Genomic DNA, 21,852 nt, shown 5'->3' on the forward strand with positions numbered 1-21,852 from the left:
CTATTTAGTTTGAAAATGTTTTATTTTTTAACAAAAAAATCATTATAAAATTTGAAAATATTCAAAAATTATAATGATTCTTTAAAATTTTTTTAGGGTTAAGAATTTATTCTTTAACACGTTCCATATAATTTCCAGTAGCCGTTTCAATTTTAATTTTATCACCTTCATTGATAAACAATGGCACGTTTACTTGAGCACCTGTTTCAACTGTTGCTGATTTGGTTGCGTTGGTTGCTGTATTCCCTTTTACCCCAGGCTCTGCATACGTAACCTCTAAAATTACCGAAGCAGGCATATCCACAGAAAGCGGTAAATCTGTTTCGGTATTGATGCTAATCATCACATTTTCACCTTCTTTTAATAAATCGGGGGCGTCCAAAACGTTTTTGTTTAATGAAATTTGCTCGTAAGATTCTACATTCATAAAATGAAACAATTCTCCCTCTGGGTATAAAAATTGAAATTTATGATTCTCTACTCGAATATCTTCAATTTTATGACCTGCCGAAAATGTGTTATCTAAAACTTTTCCATTGGTCAAACTTTTTAATTTTGTTCGTACAAATGCTGGTCCTTTTCCTGGTTTTACGTGCAAAAATTCGATGATTTTATAAATATCATGATTAAACTTTATACACAATCCGTTTTTAATATCTGCGGTAGTTGCCATATTGTAATTTTTTTTATAATTATAACTTTTCAGGCTGCGAATATAAAAAAACTATCTTACATACGAATTATGAGACAGCAATTAAGTGAAAAAAAATATGAAATAAATAAATTTATTATTCAATTCATGGTCGATTTTTCATTTATAAATCAAAGCCGTTTAGTTAAGCCTTAATGGGTTATCTCGCATCTCTATCAAAGTTTAAACTTTGACGTCTGATTACAACTTTATTATTAAATTGAATTACAATCAAAATAAATAGTTAAATTTTTAAAAAAAATCAATAAAAAATTGCTATTTTATTAAATTTTATTAAATTTGAAACCAACTTTAATTTTTATTAATGCTGTTATGACAACAATCAAGAGGTTATTCGATTTTCCATATTATCAACTAGAAAAATTTAATATTGAAGACGCTCTAGTAACCAAACAAAATGGTAGCTGGGTTAAAACATCAACACAACAATATATCAACAAAGCAAATGCTATATCCAGAGCTTTACTACAACTTCAGGTACAAAAAAATGATAAAATAGCCATTATTTCTTCTAATAATCGTACGGAATGGCATATTATGGACGTTGGAATATTGCAAACGGGTGCTCAAACCGTGCCTATTTATCCTACTATATCACAAGAAGATTACGAATATATTTTAAATCATTCAGAAGCATCCTATTGTTTTGTGTCGGATGCCGAAGTGCTTCAAAAAGTGTTGAACATCAAGTCTAATACTCCTCATTTGAAAGGTATTTATTCATTTAACGAGCTCGACAATTGTACCAATTGGGCCACGTTATTGGATTTAGGGCACGATGATTCTTTGCAAAATGAAGTTGAAAACAGAAAGAATGGAGTTTTGGAAACTGATTTGGCCACAATAATTTATACCTCTGGCACAACAGGCAAACCAAAAGGTGTCATGCTCTCGCATCAAAATATCGTATCAAACGTTTTGGATAGTGCCCCTCGAATACCTTTTGAGCAAGGAAAAACAAGAGCATTAAGCTTTTTGCCCATTTGTCATATTTTTGAAAGAATGATTTTATATTTGTATCAATATTATGGTGTTTCTGTTTATTTTGGTGAATCTATAGAAAAAATTAGCGACAATTTAAAAGAAGTTCAGCCCAATGTAATAACCGCTGTACCTAGATTGCTTGAAAAAGTATATGACAAAATTATTGCAAAAGGCACAGATTTGAAAGGACTAAAAAAGAAATTGTTTTTTTGGGCTATTGATTTAGGTTTGAAATACGAACCCTATCAAGCCAATGGTTTTTGGTATGAATTACAATTGAAAATAGCACGAAAACTAATCTTTAGCAAATGGAAAGAAGGATTGGGAGGCAATATTGAATTATTGGTTTCGGGTAGTGCCGCATTGCAACCCCGATTGACACGGATTTTTGCTGCAGCCAACATACCTGTAATGGAAGGCTATGGTTTAACAGAAACGTCCCCAGTAATATCTGTAAACGATATGAGAAACAAGGGTTTTAAAGTGGGCACCGTTGGAAAAGTTATTCAAAATGTAACCGTAAAAATTGCCGAAGATGGCGAAATATTATGCAAAGGACCCAATGTAATGCTGGGATACTATAAGGATGAGGAAAAAAGTAGGGAGGCATTAAAAGACGGTTATTTTTATACAGGAGATATTGGAAACATTGATAGTGAAGGGTTTTTGAAAATAACGGACAGAAAAAAAGAAATGTTCAAAACATCTGGAGGTAAATATATAGCGCCACAAATGCTAGAAAATGCTATGAAACAATCTCGTTTTATAGAACAAATTATGGTTATTGGCGATGGAGAAAAAATGCCAGGAGCTTTTATTCAAATTAATTTTGATTTCATCAAAGAATGGGCTGCATTGCACCATATCGAAATAGGAAATTCGAATAGTGAAATAGTTGAAAACAACGATGTGATCAAGAGAATTAAATCTGAAGTTGAATTGATCAATCAAAAATTTGGCAATTGGGAACAAATCAAAAGATTTGAATTAACCCCCAATATTTGGTCCATAGATGGTGGCGAATTGACACCAACATTGAAATTAAAACGTAAAATTATATTAGAAAAATACAATTATTTATATGAAAAAATTTATAAAAATATATAAATAATTTATAATGGAATACGTTTTTTTGATACTTGGTTTTATATGTGTTCTCATAGGATTGTTTGGTAGTTTTTTGCCAGCGCTTCCTGGACCGCCTTTAAGTTGGGTTGGTTTATTATTGTTGTATTTTTGCAAAGGAATGGCATATAATTTTTGGATTTTAGGTATTACCTTTTCTATTGCTGTTGCTATTGCTGTATTAGATTATATCATTCCTGCCAAAGGAACTCAATATTTTGGCGGGAGTAAATATGGTATTTGGGGCACAAATATCGGTATTGTATTAGGTTTTTTTATCCCAATTCCATTTGGTTTTTTAATTGCTCCATTTATTGGTGCTTTTATTGGCGAATTGGTATTTAATGCACAAGATCAAAATAGGGCCTTAAGGGCTGCAACTGGTTCTTTTTTAGGTTTTTTGGCAGGTACATTTATGAAAATAGTTGTTAGTTTGATTTTTTTTATTTTATATATTATTTTAGTTTTTCAAAATCAATCTGTATGGTTTTAATAGATTTCAAAAGGGTTTGAATTTTAATCTTTAACGCATTTTTGAATTAAAATACTATATTAAAGATGTCATATTATAAAGTTAGTTTGTCATTTTTAGTACAAAAAAAATTAAATAAAAGTAATATTTCATTTGTAATTTTTTCCTTTTTTTGGCAAATAACATAAAAAACGATTTATAATTTTTCAGATGTAATCTTCTTTTTGGTTACAAAATTATACCAAATATATTTATAAAATAGTCCAAAGATGCGTAGTTATTTTTTAGAGAAAATTTTCAAAAAAAATCGTTGCATAGCTGGGCTACGGAACTATTTTTTTTGAATAATTTTAGCAAAAAAGAACAAGTAGATTGGACTATTTTATATGTATAATTGGTATTATATTTATATTAACACTTTTTCATTCATCTATTGGTATTGTATCCTCCATAAGATGAGTTAAATAAAAAAAGAGGCACAAATACCTCTTTTTTTATAAAAATCTAAATTTGGATAACAACTCTAATAATAATATTTAAATTGCTTGAAATTAAATGAAAATTTGTCTGTTTTTTGGAAAAATATTTGACAAAGCTATGTCATGATCCTTTTCGATTTAAAGGTGTTTTTTTACCCAAACTTCAATTGCTATCTTTTTTAAGCTGTTCTAACCGTGTTTCTTTTTCTTTTATACGGTCTGTTAATAAAGCAATATCTTGTTCAATTTTGTTGATTTTCTTTTTATTTTTTTCAATTTTAGCAGTTACTTGATCTATGTTTTTCTGTATTTTTTCGTTCTTATCATCTGTTTTTTGCAACGCTTTCAATTGAGCCAATTCAATCTCCTTTTTTTGATTTTTTGATTCTAATTTTGCTTTCTTAAATATCTGGTTTTGTACTTCGTTTGACAATGAAAATTGATTTCTTTGCATTTGCATCATCAATCGAAATGTTCTTGTTGCATCCTCATTTGTTGCTGTTGCATCAACATTTGTTGATTTTGTTGCATCATGCGATATTGGTTCTGAAGCTGATTGTTTAAATTGTAATTTTGTGAAAACACATTGGCTGAAATCATTAAAAAAAGGGCGAATACTACGTTTTTCATATTGATGACTTTATTTATTTTATAAAATCAACCACTTTAGATAAAGCCTCAGCGATTCCTGCGACATGCTTCCCGCCAGCGGTAGCAAAGAATGGCTGTCCTCCTCCTCCACCTTGAATGTATTTCCCTAACTCACGAACTACTTGACCGGCATTTAGATTTTTGGCAGCTACTAATTCTTTTGATATATAGCAGGTTAACATCGGTTTGTTTTCTTCGGCTGTTGCCAATACTAAAAACAAATTAGCACCTAAATTACCCAATTCATAAGCCAAATCTTTAGCACCTTCTGGGTTCAAATCGACTTGTGTTGCCAAGAATTGAACGCCATTAACCTCTTGAATTTGAGCAGTTAAACTCGCTTTCAAATGTTTCACTTTGTCTCTCATCAAAGCTTCTATTTGCTTCGACAACTTAGCGTTTTCTTCTTGCAAATGATGAACAGCTTTCAAAATATCTTGTGGATTTTTCAACGCCCCTTTTATCTCATTCAATGTGTTTTCATACGAAGCAAAATGTGCTTTTACTGCATCACTTGTAATCGCTTCAATACGACGAATTCCAGCTGCTACCGCACCTTCGGAAACAATTTTGAAATGCCAAATTTCAGCGGTGTTGTTTACGTGTATTCCACCACACAATTCCATGCTTTCGCCAAATTTAATCGCACGAACGTTATCTCCATATTTCTCACCAAACAAGGCCATCGCACCTTCATCTAAAGCCTGCTGAATTGGAATACTTCTTCTTTCTATCAAAGGCAATTGCTCTTGAATTCGAGCATTTACAAAATTTTCCACCGCTTGCAATTCTTCATCTGTCATTTTAGCAAAATGAGAAAAATCAAAACGCAAGTAATTTGGGTTAACCAAAGATCCTTTTTGCTCTACGTGAGTGCCTAAAATACTTCTCAAGGCTTGGTGCATCAAGTGGGTAGCCGAGTGATTGCGAGACGATAAGGCTCTTAAATCGGTATTTACTTTTGCCACAAAGCTAGCCGATACATTTTCAGGCAATTGCTTCGCTATATGCAAAATCAAATTATTCTCTTTTTTGGTATCGATAATTTCAATCGCTCCCTCTCCTTTGGAGAGGGCTGGGGTGAGGACTCCTTTATCTCCCACTTGTCCACCCCCTTCAGGGTAAAACGGTGTAGCATCCAAAACGATTTGGTACAAAACCCCGTCTTTTTTACTGTCAACTTTTCTGATTCTCGAAATTTTAACTTCATTTTCTGTTTGGTCGTAACCAACAAATTGCTCCACATTTCCAGGAATCAAAACAGTCCAATCTTCGGTTGAAACTTCTGAAGCAGCACGGGAACGTGATTTTTGCTCCTGCATCGCTTTCTCAAAACCAGCTTCGTCTAATTGGTAGCCTCTTTCTCTTAAAATCAAAGCCGTTAAGTCAATTGGGAATCCGAAAGTATCGTACAATTCAAACGCTTTTTCTCCTGAAATTTCAGTTCCAGCAGTTTGATTCATTACATTTTCCAATAACTGCAATCCTTGATCCAAGGTTCTTAAAAAAGAAGCTTCCTCTTCGCGAATAACGTTGGTTACTAAGCTTTGTTGCGATTTGATTTCAGGGAAAAATTCACTTAATTGATTTGATAATACCGCTACCAACTCATATATAAAAGGTTCTTTGGTATTCAAAAATGTAAATCCGTAACGGATGGCACGACGTAAAATACGACGTATAACGTAACCCGCACCTGTATTCGATGGCAATTGACCATCGGCAATAGCAAACGCTACCGCACGAACGTGATCAGCCACCACACGGATAGCAATATTGGTTTTATTTTGCTCTTCTGAAATGTTTTGAATTTCGTTTGAAGTATATTGTAAACCTGTAATTTGTTCTACTTTTTCAATTAGCGGACCAAAAACATCAGTGTCATAATTAGACGTTTTTCCTTGTAACGCCATACACAAACGCTCAAATCCCATTCCGGTATCCACGTGCTGCGCTGGTAATTTTTCTAAAGAACCATCCGCTTTACGGTTGAATTCCATAAATACATTGTTCCAAATTTCAACCACTTGTGGATGGTCGTTATTGACCAAACTCTTACCAGAAACCAAAGCTTTTTCTTCTTCTGAACGCAAATCCACATGGATTTCAGAACAAGGGCCACAAGGTCCTTGGTCGCCCATTTCCCAGAAATTGTCTTTTTTATTTCCTAAAATAATGCGGTCTTCATCAACCAATTCCTTCCATAAATCCCATGCTTCTTGATCAAAAGGTACATTTTCGTCGGGGTTTCCCTCAAAAACAGAAACGTACAAGTTTTCTTTTGGAATTTTATATACCTCAGTCAATAATTCCCAAGCCCAGTTGATGGCATCTTTTTTGAAATAATCTCCAAAAGACCAGTTGCCTAACATTTCAAACATGGTGTGGTGGTAGGTATCAAAACCTACATCCTCTAAATCGTTATGCTTACCCGAAACACGAAGACATTTTTGGGTATCGGCAATACGTTTACTTTTTGGGGTTCCGTTGCCTAAAAAGTATTCTTTGAACTGCGCCATTCCAGAGTTATTAAACATCAGGGTTGGGTCGTCTTTTAGAACGATAGGTGCCGAAGGAACGATTAAGTGTCCTTTGCTTTGAAAAAAGTCCAAAAATTGTTTGCGTACGTCTTGTGATTTCATGGTTTTATTTATAAGAGTCAATTGATTTATGCTAAAATATATTTTAGGCACAAAAATACATTTTTTTATCAAATGAAAAAGTAAAATTTAAAATAGAAATTATAGCAATAAATGGAAATATTATTGATTGAATGTGCTTTGCGAAAAATGGTTATCTATTTAAATAACAGCTATTTATAATAAATAAAAAGAATAATAGCTCAAAGCAAATGGTTTTACCAAAAGGTGTCTCAATATAAAACATGACCACAAAAAAGAGCATTTATAACAAATTTAAGAAAAAAAGTGAAACATTTTTAAATTTTATTCGTATAATTGTAAAATTAAAAAAGTTACAATAAAAAATGTCAAAAAAAGTCAAATATTATTACGATTCTGAAAGCTTGGCTTATCGCAAAATAACTACCAAAAAAGGCAAAAAAATAGCCTATATTGGATTATTTTTACTTTCGTCTGCGTTATTTGGTTTTTTAAGTTTTTTGGTTTTGTTAAACACTCCTTTTTTTGAAACACCAAAAGACAAAGTCCTGACACGAGAAACTGACAATTTGAAGATTCAATATGCCATTTTGAGCAAAAAATTAGAACAAGCAGAGGAAGTTTTGGCAGATATAGAAGATAGAGATAATAATTTGTATCGGGTATATTTTAACACGGCAGCCATTTCTAATGAAGAACGCAAGTCTGGCTTTAAAGGAAAAAACAGGTACAAAGAATTAGAAGGTTATGACAATTCCGAATTGGTAATAAGCACATCAAAACGGTTAGATGTTTTGTCAAAAGCTTTAGCAATTCAATCAAAATCATTAGATCAAATTTTTGCGTTAGCCAAATCAAAAGAACAATTGCTAACAGCTATTCCGGCTATACAACCTGTAAAAAACGAACATTTAAAACGAATGGCTTCGGGATTTGGATATAGAAGTGATCCGTTTACAAAGGTAAGAAAAATGCATCAAGGTATGGATTTTTCCGCAGCAACTGGAACGCCTGTATATGCCACAGGCGATGGTATTGTAGATAGAGCAGACAATAGAGCCTCTGGCTATGGCAACCACATCGTTATCCGACATGGATTTGGTTATGAAACCCTATATGCCCATTTGAGTAGGTATAATAGTGGTGTGGGCAAACATGTAAAAAGAGGAGATGTTATTGGTTTTGTAGGTAGTACAGGACGATCTGAAGGACCACATTTGCATTATGAAGTACATAAAGATGGTAATGTTGTCAATCCATTAAACTTTTATTATGGTAATATTTCGGCAGCAGATTATGTAGCTATTTCAAAAGTAGCCAATCAAGAAAATCAATCATTGGATTAATATTTTATCTATTTAAAAAAAAGAAAATGCACCTTGATTTAGCACCTGACAAAAGATATTTTAGTATTGGAGAATTAGCCAAAGCATTTGATGTAAATGCTTCGTTGATTAGATTTTGGGAGAAAGAATTTGATGTTTTAAAACCCAAAAAAAATGCAAAAGGCAATAGAATGTTTACCCAAGAAGATGTTCAAAATTTGAAATTAATCTATCATTTAGTCAAAGAAAGAGGCTTCACTTTGGATGGAGCCAAAACACATTTGAAAGAAAAACAGAAAAAAACATTAGACAAATTTGAAATTATTAGTAAACTAGAATCGATAAAGGCACAATTATTGCAAATCAAAAATGAACTATAACAAATAATAAATTAAAAAAACAGAAATTATGAAAAGATGGTTATTACCCGTAGGAATTATTGTTGGTCTAGTTGTTATAATTGGACTTTGGGTTATGGGAATTAAAAATTCGGCTTTAAGTTACAACCAAGCCAATGAAAAAGAATGGGGCAACGTACAAACAGCTTATCAACGTCGTAACGATTTGATAGGCAATTTAGTAAACACTGTAAAAGGAGCTGCAGAGTTTGAAAAAGGCACTTTGACAGCCGTAATAGAAGCCCGCTCTAAGGCAACAGCTGTAACAATTGATCCTAAAAACATTACACCAGAGCAGTTAGAAGAATTTAACCAAGCACAAAGTGGTGTATCTAGTTCATTATCAAGACTTTTAGTAAGTGTAGAAAGTTACCCAACTTTGAGAGCCAACGAAAATTTCATGAAACTACAAGATGAATTGGCTAGTACCGAAAATCAAATTTTGACTGCAAGAACTAGATTTAACGAAACAGTTCAAGAATATAACAATTATGTTTTGAAAATGCCAAATAGTTTATTTTTGAGCGAATACAAAGAAAAACCTTACTTTAAAGCAGTTGCTGGAGCAGAAAAACCAGTAGAAGTTAAATTCTAATTGTTTTCAAATCAACCAATACACTACCCATTTCATAGATTTTGAATGGGTAGTTTTAATTTATTTTAGCCATGTCAAAAGTAGAAGATTTTTTGAGCAAAGAAGAAGAGCAAGCCATAATTGATGCCATTTGCAGGGCCGAAAAAAACACCTCGGGCGAAATTAGGGTTCATATTGAAAGTAAAACTACTTTGAATCCCATGCAAAGAGCCATAGAAGTTTTTAACAAGCTCGAAATGTATCAAACTGCTGCTGCAAATGCGGTTTTGATATATGTGGCAGTAGTTGATAAAAAATTTGCTATATGTGGCGACAAAGGAATCAATGAAGTAGTACCTCCAGATTTTTGGGAAAGTACCAAAAATGCGATGGCTGAACAATTTAAGCAAGGCTATTTCAAACAAGGATTAATTGATGGCATTACGATGGCAGGACAACAATTACGACAATATTTTCCATATCAGGACAACGATAAAAACGAATTAACAAATGAAATATCCGTAGGACAATGAAAATAATCTTAAAAATCAAACATGTATTTCCTATTTTATTTCTCTTTTATAGCATTTGGTGTTCAGCTCAATTAACCATTCCACCAAAACCATCGTTTCAAACATCGGTTTATGATTATGCAAATGTATTAGAGCCAAATGACAAAGCCAGCCTCGAACAAAAATTAATACACTATGCCGATAGTACCACCACACAAATTGTGGTAATTACAATTGAAAGTTTGAAAGGAGAAGACATAGGCATATTAACCCCAAAATGGGGACAAGCTTGGGGTATTGGAGGTACAAAAGCTAATGATAATGGTGTGATCATTTTATTGGCAAAAGCCGAAAGAAAAATTTGGATATCGGCAGGTTATGGACTCGAAGATCGATTAACAGCTGGAATTGGTGGCGAAATTACCCGAAAAATTATCATACCCGAATTTAAAGCTGGAAGTTATTACAATGGTTTAGATAAAGGTACTGATGCTATTATTGATGTTTTTAAAGGCAAATATAAAGGTACTCGCCAATCAACAGAAGATCAATTGCCCATTTCAGTAATATTTTTAATCATTATTGTTTTAATCATTTTAATGATTATCATTTCTAAAAAAAGTGGCGGCGGTCGAAGTGGTGGCATGGGTAGTACTCCAAACTTATTAGATTTCATTATTTTAAGTAATATTGGAAGAGGTGGTGGATTTGGTGGTTCATCTGGCGGATTTGGTGGCAGTGGTGGTGGATTTGGCGGAGGATTTGGCGGAGGCGGTTTTTCTGGTGGTGGCAGCGGCGGTGATTGGTAAAAATCAACGCTACTATTTGTTGTAAATATAATTTCAAGTAATAAACATAATTACAAATGAAAATTTTATTAATATATTTACATTAATTGTAATTAAATAAAAATAATCAGAAAATAAGCCGAAAAACCTTTAATATTTCATCTTTTTAATTTAAAAAAAAAATGTTTTTTCTTTCAAAAAATAAACAACTCAATCCATCCGAGTTGAACTGAAAAATAGATAAATGGTTGAAGTTTATAAAATAATCAGGGGGGTTCAAACAATTCTAACTATTTGGGATGGTGCTAATTTTTCTAAAGCATTTGAAAAAGTCAAAATTGAAAATAGGTGCAATCAAACTCGAGCATTATGAAACCAGTTTAAAATCCTCTCATGATGCAAAAGTCGATATTGGCAAGGCATTTTTTTGAAGGAAAATTAAAAATAGCCCATCTAATTCCAAATATACATATAAAATAGTCCAATCTATTGTTCTTTTTTGCTAAAAAGAGTCAAAAAAAATAGTTCCGTAGCCCAGCTATGCTACGATTTTTTTGAAAATTTTTTCTAAAAAATAACAACGCATCTTTGGATTATTTTATAAATATATTTGGTGTTAAAAATATTTAAGGTTTTTATAAAAAAGCTGTTAATTACCACTTTCTTTTTTGGCTTGTTCTACCATAGTAGCGTTTGCAGTTATGGCAAATTCAACCCTTCTGTTTAATGATTTTCCTTCAGGAGTTTCATTTGAGGCAATTGGATCGGCAATTCCCATCCCTTGAATTCCAAATCGTGTGGTGGCAATTCCTTTTGATTCCAAATAAGACTTTACAGCTAAGGCTCTTTGTTCAGAAAGTGCTAGATTATACTCTGGTTTTCCTGTACTATCAGTGTAACCAAATATTGAAATATTTGTTTGAGCATATTCTTTAAACACAGGAACAAGTTTGTCCAAATTGGCTTTGGCAGTAGTTGTTAGTGTAGATTTATTAGTGTCGAACCGTACAGCATTTTCATTCAATGTAAGTTTTATACCCTCACCTACTCTTTCCACATTGGCTCCAGGCAAAGCATCTTCAATTTGTCGGGCTTGTTTGTCCATTTTATTTCCAATTAAAGCTCCTGTTCCGCCGCCAATAGCCGCCCCGATAGCCGCTCCCAATGCTCCATGTCCTCCGCCTCCAATATTGTTTCCAATAACGGCTCCTAAAATACCCCCTGCCAACACCCCAATTCCGGTTCCTCGCTGTGTGTTATTGCTGTTTTTTACACTATTGCAACTACTTAATATAAAAGATGATAGCACTAAAAATGCCATTATAAATGTTGTAAATTTTTTCATTTTATTGATTTTTTAAGTTACTGGATTTTTTCAAATTGATACACAATGTCAGATAATTTGCCACCAACATCCATTTTATCTATCAACTGAAAACTGGTTTCGGTTTGATTGGCAAGTTTCAAAAAATAACCTTCTTTCACTTTTTGAGCTTTCAATCCAGCTTTCAAAATTTTCAAGCCAAACATCCCTTCTTGATTAACACTCCAAACAATGTCTGACGAAAAGTTGGCACACTTAGTATCTTTCAAATTCAGGCTGCCTTTGTTATTATTAGAAATAAAAAACCACTGACTACCTACAAAACACTGACTATCTGCTATTTGAAATGCATTAACTTTAAAATATTCCTGACCAACATAGCTTACTTTTGTAATCTGCCAATTGCCTTTGATGGTAACTTGTGCTTTTTTGTCCAAAGCGGTTTGTGGGTTTGTCTTACAAGACATTATGGATAGTAAGACAACCATTCCCATTAAAAAATTTTTCATTTGTTTTTGAATTAAATTAATTTATTTGGGTACAAAATTAGTCTTTAAAACAAATGGCAACAAACAAAATAGGTTTTTTAACAAATTTAAAATTTCAAAATCAATATTGTTTTTCAATTTGCCTTTTAGCTTCTCCAATTACAAAAGCACAAGCATTTGCTAGATTATAGCTTCGAACAAGAGGTGAAATTGGTATTTTTAGATGGTTTTCAAATTTTGATAATATTTCCTTGCTTAAACCTACGCTTTCTTTACCAAAAACCAGCCAATCACCATCTTGAAACTGGGCTTCTAAATACGATTTTTCAGCATGAGATGACATCAAAAAAACCCTTGATACATCGTCTATTGCTTTCATCCAATCTGCAATTGAATCATATTCGTTCCAATCCAAATGTACCCAATAATCCAAACCCGATCGTTTTAGGTGTTTATCTGAAATTTCAAACCCATAAGGTTTAATTAAATGCAACCTGTTTTCGGTGCCAACACACAAACGACCAATATTTCCTGTATTATTAGGAATTTCGGGTTCTATCAATACTATATTTAACATTTTTTATAAATTTAATTTATATGATGTAATTTCTTGCACATCGCCAGCTTGCATCCCATTTAGCAAAAAATCACCTATTCGTACACGAACCAATCTAAGTGTAGGAAATCCAACGGCAGCGGTCATTTTTCTAACCTGTCTAAATTTACCTTCTTTTAATGTAATAGATATCCAAGATGTTGGGCCATGTCTGTCGTCTCTTATTTTTTTGGCCCGAATGCCAAAATCAGGTATATTGTTTATTTTCAATACTTTACAAGGTTTTGTTAAATATTTTCCACCATCAAGACCTATCAAAACACCCTGCTGTAATTGTTCCAAAGCGGTTGCGGTTATCAATCCATCTACTTGAACGTAATATTCTTTTTCTACTTTTTTACTCCTTATCAGCTCGCTCATATTGCCATCGGTTGTAAGCATCAACAAGCCTTCCGAATCTTCATCTAAACGACCTATAGCCATTGTACCTTCGGGAAAATCGTATAATTCGCCTAACAATTTTTTGTTTCTTTTCAAATTGTATTTGAATTGGCTTAAATATCCATAGGGTTTAAATATCAAATAATGGTAGTCCATTTGATTATAATTGAATGTTTTGAATGGAATAAATTATATATTGAATATCGTTTTTATATTATTTTTGTAAGCATTAAACCATCTCTTATTGGTAATAAATAAGTGGTTACGCGAGGATCGTTTTTGATAAGCGCATTATATTCTAAAAGAATTTTGGTGCTTTTGTCGTTTTTTTGTAGAGGCTCAACAACTTTACCACTCCACAAAACATTGTCAGACAGGATAATACCACCTTTGTTCATTTTTGGTACAATAAGTTGGTAGTATTGAATATAATTTTCTTTGTCGGCATCTATAAAAACCAAATCAAAAGTAACATCCAACGTGGGAATGATAGACAAAGCAGGCCCTAAATGTTGGATAATTTGGTTACCCCAAGGGGATTTATCAAAATACTTTCGTTGAAAATCAACCAATTCCTCTTTAATATCTATGGTGTGTAACTGGCCATTTGCTTGCATTCCTTCGCACAAACACAAAGCCGAATAGCCTGTAAATGTGCCAATTTCGAGTATGTTTTTAGGAGCTACTAAATTTGAAATAAGGCTCAAAATCCTACCTTGAAAATGACCACTCAACATACGAGGCAAAAGTATTTTTTGATAGGTTTCTTTTTGCAATTCTGCTAATAAACCAGGTTCATTTTCAGTATGTTGCTCAATATATTCTTCTAATGCTTCAGACAAAAAGTGCATAAAATAATGGGGTTACAAACTAATTACTTTGATTTGATTTTTGACAATTTCAGCAACTTTGCGGGCTTCGTCCATGTTTTCATTTATTATTGTTACATGTCCCATTTTTCGGAAGGGTCGTGTTTGTTTTTTTCCATAAATATGAGGCGTAACCCCCGAAATAGACATGATTTTATCTATATTTTGATACACCACTTGACCTTCGTAGCCCTCTTCGCCTACCAAATTGACCATAACTCCTGCTACTTTGCTAGCCGTATCGCCCAAAGGCAAATTGAGTACTGCCCGCAAATGATTTTCAAACTGAGAGGTATAACTGGCTTCGATACTGTAATGTCCCGAATTATGAGGTCGAGGCGCTACCTCGTTTACTAAAATGTCGTCGGACTGGGTTTGAAACATTTCAACGGCCAAAAGTCCAATATGATTAAATTGTTCCGATACTTTTAAGGCTATTTGTTGTGCTTTTTCGGCAATTGCTGCATCAATTCGTGCAGGACAAATAACATATTCAACTTGATTGGCTTCTGGATGAAATTCCATTTCTACTACAGGATACGTTACTACCTCTCCCGAGGGATTTCGACAAACCATAACGGCCAATTCTTTTTTAAAATCAACCATTTGCTCTGCAATACACTCGGTTTCTGGCAAATTTTGCAAATCGTTCATTGCTTTTACCACTTTTACACCATAACCATCATAACCAAATTCTGTACATTTCCAAACAAATGGCAAGTTAATTTGCTGATTTTCAAGAGCTAATTTCAAATCGGCTAACGATTCAAAACGACAAAATGGTGCAGTTGGAATTTGATTTGCAGTATAAACATTTTTTTGAATGGCTTTGTTTTGAATGCGCTTCAACGTTTGATATGAAGGATAAACTTGTAGTCCTTCTGATTCTAATTTTTGAAGTGCTTCTAAATTTACCAATTCAATTTCTACCGTCAAAACATCTACTTTTTTGCCAAATTCATAAACCGTTTCATAATCCATCAAGTTTCCTTTAAAAAATTGATTACAAGCTATTTTACAAGGTGCCTCCTCACTAGGATCCAACACATAGGTCTGAATATCAAACTTTCGGGTTTCGGAAAGCAACATTTTTCCGAGTTGTCCGCCACCTAAAATACCAAGTTTAAAATCTGAAGAAAAAAAGTGCATATTATTTTTGGGTTTTGAATAATTTTAAAAATACGGGAAGTGTCGTTACAAAAACAATTCCTAAAACTAACAATTCTATATGTTTTTTGAGGTCGAAACCAAATTCGTCCAATATCAACTTTGATAAGTAATGTCCCGCAAAAATCAAACTAAACGACCACAAAATAGAACTCAACACATTGAAAAACATGAATTGTTTTTTGTCCATAGAAACAATGCCGGCAATTACAGGTGCAAATGTTCTAACAATTGGCAAAAATCTAGCATATATAATAGCTTTGCCCCCGTATTTATCAAAAAATGCTTTTGATTGATACAAGTATTTTTTCTTAAAAAACAAGCTATCCTCTCTGTTATATAGGTAGTTACCACTTTTTGCTCCAAACCAATACCCCGTCATGTTCCCTAAAATCCCCATAAGTGAAACCAAACTGGCTAAAATGAAAAGATTTAAAAAATCGCTACCAGAACTTATTTGTAACATGAGTGTTTCGCTGTAAATTCCAGACAAAAATAGCAAACTGTCGCCAGGAAGAAAAAAACCTGCTAACAAACCTGTTTCTGCATACACGATAAATAACACTACAAATAAACCAATTTGAAAGCCGCCTATTTTGAGCAGTATATAAAATTCTGGGTTAAAAAGTTGTTTCCAGTCAAAGTCCATCATCATGAGTTTCATTTAAAATTAAGCCGTGAAATTACTAAAAATTGGCTAATGGTACAATTAATTATCAATATTTTAAGAAAAATAAAACACCTTTTTATATTAATTGATAAAGAAAATGTATATTTATTTAATATTAATTACTTATTAATCAATATTTTAGATCATTATTTTTGTTTTTTTTGATAATAAAAAGCAGGTAAAAATAAAAGCAAAAAAATGGGCTGAATCAAAAAACGTCTGACATAAAAAAGGAACATTTTTTGATTATTGGCATCAAAATGGAGTAATGTAAAAAAGGTTATTATTAATAATATATAAAAAAAAAGATACAAAATTGCACTGAATTTGGTTAAATTTAAGTCTTTAAAAACCAAAAAAAGTATGATTATAGATAATAAGCTATTACAAAAATACCTCAATGTTAAACCAAAATACAAAGCCATTTGATCCATATTTGGAATGGGATTATTGTAAAAATCATTTTTAAAATAATGAATTAATGGGTCGTAAAACCATTGATTTTCAAAAACCCTCACTGCTATGATACCCAAAATGCAAATCATAACATATACTATTTTTATATTATTTTTCATTTTTTAATGGTATTTGAAAAAGATTTAACCCAAAAAATCCATAATACTAATACTGTACCATATATAATTAAAGGAAACAAAATATCGTGCCAAAAATGCTCGTAGGTTGCATATTCAAATAGTAAAACCGCAAGTAATGCAATTCGTACGATATTTAAAACATGAATGATCAAAATTCCAAATAAAATATATCTCAACGTGTTTTTTAACTGTCCTTTAAATGCGATAATAAAAGCTACAAATAAAATGATGATACTAAGCCCATTACAGCCTTCGATAACCCTTAAAATATAATTTTTTTTATAAAAAAATTGAACGCAAGCCGATTTTATATCGTTTTGGATGTAAACATTTGGCGAAAATAACGATAAAAAGTCCTTGCTTTGTTTGGCTACCATTTGAGTAATGGGGTCTATTGTCATCACATATTGCGACAAATAAAAATGATAGGCAAAACTCATCAGGCTGTATGTAGCCAAAAATTTTAAAACAAAAACTAAAAAAGGTTTATAGAGCGTAAAATAATTTTTCAAAAGCTTCAATTTTTTAGACAAAATTAGTTTTTTTTTGTATAATACTATTATATTTGTTCAAAAAAAAATTATGATTTTTGAAGCATTAAAGCCCAAAGTAGCTACTATTGTTGGTGAAAACCAATGGTCATTTGACGAAAAATTATTGGCCATTTGCCAACTATTAGAACAAAATATAGCCCATTATAATTGGGTTGGATTTTATTTTAGAAATGGACAAAAAGAAGAATTGATTTTGGGTCCTTATGTTGGTGCCCCAACAGACCATACGGTGATTCCATTTGGAAAAGGCATTTGTGGTCAGGTGGCTGTTTCCAATCAAAATTTTGTAGTTCCAGATGTTGCGGCACAGGACAATTATATTGCTTGTAGTTGGAGTGTAAAATCGGAAATTGTAATTCCACTATTTGTAGATGGCAAAAATATAGGACAAATAGATATAGACTCTAATCAATTAGACCCTTTTACAGAGGACGACGAGCGTTTTTTAGAGTTTGTCAATCAAGCCATTTCAAAAATATATCCCAAATCATAATTTAAAGTTTTTATTGAAATAAATAGTAAAAAAAACACAATTAAACCTGATTTTTGTTGTTATTTTTTAAAATTAATATAAAATAATAGGTTTTTTTTGTAAAAAAAACAAACCTAAAGAAGATAAACTCAAGCAGGTTTTTGATTTTGATTGTATTTAAACAATTGATACAAAATACGGCTAATGTGTTCAGTTTGAATCATTTTGAAAAAACAAAAAGATTTGTTAAAAAAAATAAAACTTTTAAGATGAAAACAATATATTTGTACCAATTAAAGAATCTATGGAACTAAAACTAAATAAGCCGCTTTGTTTTTTTGATTTAGAAACAACAGGAACTGACATTGGAAAAGACCGAATTGTAGAAATTTCAATATTCAAAGTGTATCCAAATGGCAATAAAGAAAGTAAAACTTGGCTTGTGAATCCCACAGTTATGATTCCTGCACAAACAACAGCAGTACACGGAATTACAAATGAGCAAGTGGCCAATGAACCCACATTCAAAGAATTGGCACCGCTAATTCACAACATGATTAAGGATGCCGATTTGGGGGGATATAATTCCGACAGATTTGACATTCCGCTATTGGCAGAAGAAATGTTGCGAGCAGGATTGGATTTTGATATGAAAAATAAAGTATCCATTGATGTTCAAACTATTTTTCATAAAATGGAAGAGCGTACGTTGAGCGCTGCATATAAGTTTTATTGCGGCAAAAGTTTAGAAAATGCCCATTCTGCCGAAGCAGATACAATGGCAACGTATGAAATTTTGAAGGCTCAATTAGACCGTTATCCAGAATTGGAAAATGATGCCAAATTTTTATCAGGATTTACCACACGAAAAAAAATAGCTGATTTTGCAGGAATGATTGCATTTGACAAAGATGACGAAGAAATATTTACATTTGGCAAACACAAAGGAGTCAAAGTAGAAAAAGTACTAGACTCAGAACCAGGGTATTTTAGTTGGATTCAAAACGCAGATTTTCCTTTATATACAAAAAAAGTACTGACTGCCATAAAATTAAGAAAATTCAATAATAAATCATAAAAAAACAATTTAGAAATTGTGCGATTAAAATAGACAAGCTATGAAAATAATTTGTATTGGTCGAAATTATGTAGAACACATCAAAGAGTTGCACAATGAACGACCAACGGAACCCGTGGTGTTTATGAAGCCCGACTCGGCTGTATTGTTAAAACAACATCCGTTTGTGATTCCTGAATTTTCAAACGATGTGCATCATGAAATAGAAGTTATTGTAAAAATTTGTAAAGTTGGTAAATACATCGACGCCAAATTTGCACACAAATATTATGATGAAATTAGTATAGGTATCGATTTTACAGCTCGAGATTTGCAAGACACTTTAAAAGCAAAAGGTTTGCCATGGGAAAAAGCAAAAAGTTTTGACGGATCGGCTGTTGTGGGTGATTTTGTTTCAAAAAATAATTTTACATCATTAGAAAATTTGCATTTTGAATTAACCAACAATGGCAAAATAGTTCAAGAAGGCCATACACAAAATATGATGTGGAAAATTGATGAATTAATAGCCTATATTTCGCAGTATTTTACTTTAAAAATAGGTGATATCATCTTTACAGGAACACCAAAAGGAGTGGCAGCTGTTCGACCAAATGATGTTTTGGAAGGATTTTTAGAAGGAAATAAATTATTCAGAATAAATATAAAATAATGGCAATACACTACAATTTAGCAAAAGTGCATCAAATTTCGGAAAATGATGATGAATTTGTAAAAGAAATTATCAATTTATTTGTTAGCGAAATTCCTGAAGATTTAGAAAAAATCAAAGATGCAATAGAAATCAAAGATTATAAAAACGCTTATGCATTTGCCCACAAAATAAAACCAACTTTTGACTTATTAAGCATGAGTTTGGCACATACCGAAATTTTGCAAATTGAAGCTTGGGCAAAAGCCGAAGGCAAACGCAAAGAGGTGAAAGAAATATTCAAAAGCATTAAAAATCAGGTGGATAATGCCGTGAAAGAAATTAAAAAAGATTTTAATTTAAAATAATCAAACATTTGAAAGCAGCAATTGTAACCATTGGCGACGAAATATTGATTGGTCAAATAGTGGATACCAACTCTAGTTTTATTGCCAAATCATTAGATAAAATTGGCATTGAAATATCTGAAATGTTATCAATATCCGACCAAAAACAAGCTATTTTGGATACATTAACGTGGTTTCAGAACAAAGTTGATTTGGTTGTCATTACAGGTGGACTAGGCCCGACAAAAGACGATATTACCAAAAAAACTTTTTGCGATTATTTTGATGATCAATTGCAAATTGATGTAAAAGTATTGGCACATGTTACCCAATTGATTGAAGGTTTTTATCAACGTCCAATAACTACAATCAATAAAGAGCAAGCCCTTGTACCCACCAGATGTACTGTTTTGCACAATCAGGTAGGTACGGCTCCTGGAATGTGGATGCAAAAAGACCAAACCGTTTTTATTTCATTACCTGGAGTGCCCTTTGAAACCAAATATTTAATGGAAAACGAGGTTATTCCAAGGTTGATTTCAAAGTATAAAAGGCCTTACATCCTGCATAAAACCATCTTAACTTATGGCATGGGCGAAAGTTTATTGGCAGAAAAATTGGAAGATTGGGAAAACAATCTGCCCGAGTATATCAAATTGGCCTATTTGCCTAGTCCTGGGAGGGTTCGCTTACGCTTGTCGGCACGTGGCACAGACAAAGCATTATTAGAAAATGGGCTTGCAACACAAATACATTTGCTGCATGAACTCATTGGCGATACCATTGTAGGCTACGACGATTCGGAAACCATAGAGGTAGTTGTGGGGCAATTATTAAAACAACAAAAGGCTACAATTGCAACTGCAGAAAGTTGTACGGGAGGCAAAATAGCCCAATTATTAAGTTCCGTTGCAGGAGCCTCTGGTTATTTTAAAGGAAGTATCGTGTGTTATGATACGGCTATAAAAACAACTGTTTTGAAAGTAGCCGAAAGCACATTGGCAACTTATGGTGTTGTTAGTCAGGAAGTTGCAGAGGAAATGGCTCATAAAGTAAAACACTTATTAAATACAGATTATGCCATTGCTACAACCGGCAATGCGGGACCATCTAAAGGTGATTTGGAAAAAAAAATAGGGACAGTTTGCATTGCTATTGCAGGACCAAAAGGAGTCTTTTCAGAGACATTTAACTTTGGGCAACCACGAGAAAAAGTTATAGAGCGTGCCAGCATAAAAGGATTGGAAATGATACAGAAAGAAATTTTAAAAAATATATAATAAAGTTTTGGAAAATCATTTTAAATTTCTTTTCTTTGCACCCTCGATTTGAATAACGATAAAAGATAAGCATAATGTCAAGAGTTTGTAGCCTTACAGGTAAAAGAGCGATGGTAGGAAATAACGTTTCCCACGCTATGAATAAAACCAAAAGAAAGTTTTCTGTAAACTTACTAAAGAAACGTTTTTATCTTCCAGAGGAAGACAGATGGATTACTCTTAGAGTAGCTGCATCAACAATAAAAACTATTAACAAAAATGGAATTTCTGCTGTTTTGAAAAAAGCACAGTCAAAAGGGTTAGTAAAATAATCTTTTCAATAAATAAAGAGAAAAAAAATGGCAAAGAAAGGTAATAGAATTCAAGTTATTTTAGAGTGTACAGAACACAAAACATCTGGTGTTCCAGGAACTTCTAGATACATTACTACAAAAAACAAAAAAAATACTCCAGATAGATTAGAAATTAAAAAATTTAACCCTATCTTGAAACGTGTAACTGTTCATAAAGAAATAAAATAATTATTAGTCATGGCAAAGAAAACCGTAGCATCGTTACAAACAGCTTCAAAAAGATTATCAAAAGCCATCAAAATGGTAAAATCGCCAAAAACTGGTGCATATACTTTCGTTGAAGCAATTATGGCTCCAGAAGCTGTAGATGAATTTTTGAAAAAACAATAATTCAATACGTATAAAATCACAAAGCTACTTTCTATTTTGAAAGTGGCTTTTTTTT

General features: G+C 32.5%; 28 protein-coding genes. 15 read left to right on the forward strand and 13 right to left on the reverse strand.

Features of this window, described 5'->3' with window-relative positions:
* Positions 1-106: 106 nt before the first annotated feature.
* On the reverse strand, positions 107-673 hold the full coding sequence (efp, locus tag FBFL15_RS10525; RefSeq protein WP_014084575.1) for an elongation factor P: 567 nt from the start codon (positions 671-673) through the stop codon (positions 107-109).
* A gap of 351 nt (positions 674-1,024) precedes the next feature.
* On the opposite strand from efp, the gene FBFL15_RS10530 reads away from it, so the two are divergent.
* Both FBFL15_RS10530 and FBFL15_RS10535 read left to right on the forward strand, forming a co-directional pair.
* Positions 1,025-2,803, forward strand: coding sequence for an AMP-dependent synthetase/ligase (locus tag FBFL15_RS10530; protein ID WP_014084576.1), 1,779 nt, complete (start codon positions 1,025-1,027; stop codon positions 2,801-2,803).
* 10 nt (positions 2,804-2,813) lie between these two features.
* Positions 2,814-3,314 carry a DUF456 domain-containing protein gene (locus FBFL15_RS10535; protein ID WP_014084577.1) on the forward strand — a complete coding sequence of 167 codons (501 nt, stop codon included), beginning with the start codon at positions 2,814-2,816 and terminating at the stop codon, positions 3,312-3,314.
* Positions 3,315-3,935: 621 nt separating this feature from the next.
* Here the strand turns inward: FBFL15_RS10535 and FBFL15_RS10540 are convergent.
* Genes FBFL15_RS10540 through alaS form a run of 3 tightly spaced genes read right to left on the reverse strand, consistent with a single transcriptional unit; the run spans position 3,936 to position 7,065 of the window.
* Positions 3,936-4,235: a hypothetical protein gene (locus tag FBFL15_RS10540; protein ID WP_044032257.1), complete on the reverse strand. Its 300-nt coding sequence runs from the start codon at positions 4,233-4,235 to the stop codon at positions 3,936-3,938.
* Positions 4,235-4,402 (reverse strand): hypothetical protein, encoded by a 168-nt coding sequence (locus tag FBFL15_RS16530; protein WP_014084579.1) that lies wholly within the window; start codon positions 4,400-4,402, stop codon positions 4,235-4,237. Before FBFL15_RS16530 ends, FBFL15_RS10540 begins: the two co-directional genes overlap by 1 nt.
* Before the next feature lie 14 nt (positions 4,403-4,416).
* Positions 4,417-7,065: an alanine--tRNA ligase gene (alaS, locus tag FBFL15_RS10545; protein ID WP_014084580.1), complete on the reverse strand. Its 2,649-nt coding sequence runs from the start codon at positions 7,063-7,065 to the stop codon at positions 4,417-4,419.
* Between the two features lie 344 nt (positions 7,066-7,409).
* On the opposite strand from alaS, the gene FBFL15_RS10550 reads away from it, so the two are divergent.
* The 5 genes from FBFL15_RS10550 to FBFL15_RS10570 all read left to right on the forward strand — a co-directional run bounded on the left by FBFL15_RS10550 (position 7,410) and on the right by FBFL15_RS10570 (position 10,662).
* The gene (locus tag FBFL15_RS10550) at positions 7,410-8,390 is read left to right on the forward strand and encodes a M23 family metallopeptidase (RefSeq protein WP_014084581.1); all 981 of its coding nucleotides are present in this window, start codon (positions 7,410-7,412) and stop codon (positions 8,388-8,390) included.
* 26 nt (positions 8,391-8,416) lie between these two features.
* The gene (locus tag FBFL15_RS10555; protein WP_014084582.1) at positions 8,417-8,749 is read left to right on the forward strand and encodes a MerR family transcriptional regulator; all 333 of its coding nucleotides are present in this window, start codon (positions 8,417-8,419) and stop codon (positions 8,747-8,749) included.
* 28 nt (positions 8,750-8,777) lie between these two features.
* Positions 8,778-9,362 (forward strand): LemA family protein, encoded by a 585-nt coding sequence (locus FBFL15_RS10560; protein WP_014084583.1) that lies wholly within the window; start codon positions 8,778-8,780, stop codon positions 9,360-9,362.
* Positions 9,363-9,433: 71 nt separating this feature from the next.
* Complete coding sequence (locus tag FBFL15_RS10565; protein WP_014084584.1) at positions 9,434-9,874, forward strand: TPM domain-containing protein; 441 nt, start codon at positions 9,434-9,436, stop codon at positions 9,872-9,874.
* Positions 9,871-10,662: a TPM domain-containing protein gene (locus FBFL15_RS10570; protein ID WP_014084585.1), complete on the forward strand. Its 792-nt coding sequence runs from the start codon at positions 9,871-9,873 to the stop codon at positions 10,660-10,662. Before FBFL15_RS10565 ends, FBFL15_RS10570 begins: the two co-directional genes overlap by 4 nt.
* A 628-nt stretch (positions 10,663-11,290) precedes the next feature.
* Here FBFL15_RS10570 and FBFL15_RS10575 read toward each other — a convergent pair.
* The 9 genes from FBFL15_RS10575 to xrtF all read right to left on the reverse strand — a co-directional run bounded on the left by FBFL15_RS10575 (position 11,291) and on the right by xrtF (position 17,264).
* A complete protein-coding gene (locus FBFL15_RS10575; RefSeq protein ID WP_014084587.1) occupies positions 11,291-11,986 on the reverse strand; it encodes a YiaD family glycine zipper/OmpA-like lipoprotein in 696 nt (231 codons plus the stop codon).
* Positions 11,987-12,003: 17 nt separating this feature from the next.
* Entirely contained in the window at positions 12,004-12,474 is a 471-nt protein-coding gene (locus tag FBFL15_RS10580; RefSeq protein ID WP_044032258.1) for a lipocalin family protein, read from the reverse strand.
* 100 nt (positions 12,475-12,574) lie between these two features.
* On the reverse strand, positions 12,575-13,030 hold the full coding sequence (locus FBFL15_RS10585; protein ID WP_014084589.1) for a tRNA (cytidine(34)-2'-O)-methyltransferase: 456 nt from the start codon (positions 13,028-13,030) through the stop codon (positions 12,575-12,577).
* A gap of 3 nt (positions 13,031-13,033) precedes the next feature.
* Positions 13,034-13,606: a pseudouridine synthase gene (locus FBFL15_RS10590; protein WP_014084590.1), complete on the reverse strand. Its 573-nt coding sequence runs from the start codon at positions 13,604-13,606 to the stop codon at positions 13,034-13,036.
* Between the two features lie 53 nt (positions 13,607-13,659).
* Positions 13,660-14,301: an O-methyltransferase gene (locus FBFL15_RS10595; RefSeq protein WP_014084591.1), complete on the reverse strand. Its 642-nt coding sequence runs from the start codon at positions 14,299-14,301 to the stop codon at positions 13,660-13,662.
* Between the two features lie 12 nt (positions 14,302-14,313).
* Positions 14,314-15,468, reverse strand: a complete 1,155-nt coding sequence (locus tag FBFL15_RS10600) for a 5-(carboxyamino)imidazole ribonucleotide synthase (RefSeq protein WP_014084592.1) — start codon at positions 15,466-15,468, stop codon at positions 14,314-14,316.
* 1 nt (position 15,469) lies between these two features.
* Positions 15,470-16,138 carry a DedA family protein gene (locus FBFL15_RS10605; RefSeq protein WP_044032543.1) on the reverse strand — a complete coding sequence of 223 codons (669 nt, stop codon included), beginning with the start codon at positions 16,136-16,138 and terminating at the stop codon, positions 15,470-15,472.
* Between the two features lie 164 nt (positions 16,139-16,302).
* A complete protein-coding gene (locus FBFL15_RS17210) occupies positions 16,303-16,731 on the reverse strand; it encodes an exosortase F system-associated membrane protein (RefSeq protein WP_014084594.1) in 429 nt (142 codons plus the stop codon).
* Positions 16,728-17,264 (reverse strand): exosortase family protein XrtF, encoded by a 537-nt coding sequence (gene xrtF / locus FBFL15_RS10615; RefSeq protein ID WP_044032259.1) that lies wholly within the window; start codon positions 17,262-17,264, stop codon positions 16,728-16,730. The genes FBFL15_RS17210 and xrtF overlap by 4 nt, the downstream gene beginning before the upstream one ends.
* A gap of 70 nt (positions 17,265-17,334) precedes the next feature.
* On the opposite strand from xrtF, the gene FBFL15_RS10620 reads away from it, so the two are divergent.
* The 8 genes from FBFL15_RS10620 (at position 17,335) to FBFL15_RS16180 (ending at position 21,797) form a co-directional block, all read left to right on the forward strand.
* Entirely contained in the window at positions 17,335-17,799 is a 465-nt protein-coding gene (locus FBFL15_RS10620) for a GAF domain-containing protein (RefSeq protein WP_014084596.1), read from the forward strand.
* A 283-nt stretch (positions 17,800-18,082) separates the two neighbouring features.
* On the forward strand, positions 18,083-18,856 hold the full coding sequence (locus FBFL15_RS10625) for a 3'-5' exonuclease (protein WP_014084597.1): 774 nt from the start codon (positions 18,083-18,085) through the stop codon (positions 18,854-18,856).
* A gap of 40 nt (positions 18,857-18,896) precedes the next feature.
* Positions 18,897-19,508 carry a fumarylacetoacetate hydrolase family protein gene (locus FBFL15_RS10630; protein WP_014084598.1) on the forward strand — a complete coding sequence of 204 codons (612 nt, stop codon included), beginning with the start codon at positions 18,897-18,899 and terminating at the stop codon, positions 19,506-19,508.
* Positions 19,508-19,855 (forward strand): Hpt domain-containing protein, encoded by a 348-nt coding sequence (locus FBFL15_RS10635; protein WP_014084599.1) that lies wholly within the window; start codon positions 19,508-19,510, stop codon positions 19,853-19,855. The genes FBFL15_RS10630 and FBFL15_RS10635 overlap by 1 nt, the downstream gene beginning before the upstream one ends.
* Positions 19,856-19,863: 8 nt before the next feature.
* The gene (locus FBFL15_RS10640) at positions 19,864-21,114 is read left to right on the forward strand and encodes a competence/damage-inducible protein A (protein WP_014084600.1); all 1,251 of its coding nucleotides are present in this window, start codon (positions 19,864-19,866) and stop codon (positions 21,112-21,114) included.
* Positions 21,115-21,188: 74 nt separating this feature from the next.
* Positions 21,189-21,425, forward strand: a complete 237-nt coding sequence (rpmB, locus tag FBFL15_RS10645) for a 50S ribosomal protein L28 (RefSeq protein WP_014084601.1) — start codon at positions 21,189-21,191, stop codon at positions 21,423-21,425.
* A 27-nt stretch (positions 21,426-21,452) separates the two neighbouring features.
* Positions 21,453-21,635: a 50S ribosomal protein L33 gene (gene rpmG, locus FBFL15_RS10650; RefSeq protein WP_008253902.1), complete on the forward strand. Its 183-nt coding sequence runs from the start codon at positions 21,453-21,455 to the stop codon at positions 21,633-21,635.
* 9 nt (positions 21,636-21,644) lie between these two features.
* Entirely contained in the window at positions 21,645-21,797 is a 153-nt protein-coding gene (locus FBFL15_RS16180) for a DUF4295 domain-containing protein (RefSeq protein ID WP_014084602.1), read from the forward strand.
* Positions 21,798-21,852: the final 55 nt, after the last annotated feature.

Source organism: Flavobacterium branchiophilum FL-15 (genome assembly GCF_000253275.1).
Classification (GTDB): Bacteria; Bacteroidota; Bacteroidia; order Flavobacteriales; family Flavobacteriaceae; genus Flavobacterium; species Flavobacterium branchiophilum.

What these genes read in the sequence shown, in the direction of transcription:
- efp (WP_014084575.1), bottom strand. Translation starts at nt 673, where the DNA reads ATGGCAACTACCGCAGATATTAAAAACGGATTGTGTATAAAGTTTAAT.
- FBFL15_RS10530 (WP_014084576.1), top strand. Translation starts at nt 1,025, where the DNA reads ATGACAACAATCAAGAGGTTATTCGATTTTCCATATTATCAACTAGAA.
- FBFL15_RS10535 (WP_014084577.1), top strand. Translation starts at nt 2,814, where the DNA reads ATGGAATACGTTTTTTTGATACTTGGTTTTATATGTGTTCTCATAGGA.
- FBFL15_RS10540 (WP_044032257.1), bottom strand. Translation starts at nt 4,235, where the DNA reads ATGATGCAAATGCAAAGAAATCAATTTTCATTGTCAAACGAAGTACAA.
- FBFL15_RS16530 (WP_014084579.1), bottom strand. Translation starts at nt 4,402, where the DNA reads ATGAAAAACGTAGTATTCGCCCTTTTTTTAATGATTTCAGCCAATGTG.
- alaS (WP_014084580.1), bottom strand. Translation starts at nt 7,065, where the DNA reads ATGAAATCACAAGACGTACGCAAACAATTTTTGGACTTTTTTCAAAGC.
- FBFL15_RS10550 (WP_014084581.1), top strand. Translation starts at nt 7,410, where the DNA reads ATGTCAAAAAAAGTCAAATATTATTACGATTCTGAAAGCTTGGCTTAT.
- FBFL15_RS10555 (WP_014084582.1), top strand. Translation starts at nt 8,417, where the DNA reads ATGCACCTTGATTTAGCACCTGACAAAAGATATTTTAGTATTGGAGAA.
- FBFL15_RS10560 (WP_014084583.1), top strand. Translation starts at nt 8,778, where the DNA reads ATGAAAAGATGGTTATTACCCGTAGGAATTATTGTTGGTCTAGTTGTT.
- FBFL15_RS10565 (WP_014084584.1), top strand. Translation starts at nt 9,434, where the DNA reads ATGTCAAAAGTAGAAGATTTTTTGAGCAAAGAAGAAGAGCAAGCCATA.
- FBFL15_RS10570 (WP_014084585.1), top strand. Translation starts at nt 9,871, where the DNA reads ATGAAAATAATCTTAAAAATCAAACATGTATTTCCTATTTTATTTCTC.
- FBFL15_RS10575 (WP_014084587.1), bottom strand. Translation starts at nt 11,986, where the DNA reads ATGAAAAAATTTACAACATTTATAATGGCATTTTTAGTGCTATCATCT.
- FBFL15_RS10580 (WP_044032258.1), bottom strand. Translation starts at nt 12,474, where the DNA reads ATGAAAAATTTTTTAATGGGAATGGTTGTCTTACTATCCATAATGTCT.
- FBFL15_RS10585 (WP_014084589.1), bottom strand. Translation starts at nt 13,030, where the DNA reads ATGTTAAATATAGTATTGATAGAACCCGAAATTCCTAATAATACAGGA.
- FBFL15_RS10590 (WP_014084590.1), bottom strand. Translation starts at nt 13,606, where the DNA reads ATGGACTACCATTATTTGATATTTAAACCCTATGGATATTTAAGCCAA.
- FBFL15_RS10595 (WP_014084591.1), bottom strand. Translation starts at nt 14,301, where the DNA reads ATGCACTTTTTGTCTGAAGCATTAGAAGAATATATTGAGCAACATACT.
- FBFL15_RS10600 (WP_014084592.1), bottom strand. Translation starts at nt 15,468, where the DNA reads ATGCACTTTTTTTCTTCAGATTTTAAACTTGGTATTTTAGGTGGCGGA.
- FBFL15_RS10605 (WP_044032543.1), bottom strand. Translation starts at nt 16,138, where the DNA reads ATGATGGACTTTGACTGGAAACAACTTTTTAACCCAGAATTTTATATA.
- FBFL15_RS17210 (WP_014084594.1), bottom strand. Translation starts at nt 16,731, where the DNA reads ATGAAAAATAATATAAAAATAGTATATGTTATGATTTGCATTTTGGGT.
- FBFL15_RS10620 (WP_014084596.1), top strand. Translation starts at nt 17,335, where the DNA reads ATGATTTTTGAAGCATTAAAGCCCAAAGTAGCTACTATTGTTGGTGAA.
- FBFL15_RS10625 (WP_014084597.1), top strand. Translation starts at nt 18,083, where the DNA reads ATGGAACTAAAACTAAATAAGCCGCTTTGTTTTTTTGATTTAGAAACA.
- FBFL15_RS10630 (WP_014084598.1), top strand. Translation starts at nt 18,897, where the DNA reads ATGAAAATAATTTGTATTGGTCGAAATTATGTAGAACACATCAAAGAG.
- FBFL15_RS10635 (WP_014084599.1), top strand. Translation starts at nt 19,508, where the DNA reads ATGGCAATACACTACAATTTAGCAAAAGTGCATCAAATTTCGGAAAAT.
- rpmB (WP_014084601.1), top strand. Translation starts at nt 21,189, where the DNA reads ATGTCAAGAGTTTGTAGCCTTACAGGTAAAAGAGCGATGGTAGGAAAT.
- rpmG (WP_008253902.1), top strand. Translation starts at nt 21,453, where the DNA reads ATGGCAAAGAAAGGTAATAGAATTCAAGTTATTTTAGAGTGTACAGAA.
- FBFL15_RS16180 (WP_014084602.1), top strand. Translation starts at nt 21,645, where the DNA reads ATGGCAAAGAAAACCGTAGCATCGTTACAAACAGCTTCAAAAAGATTA.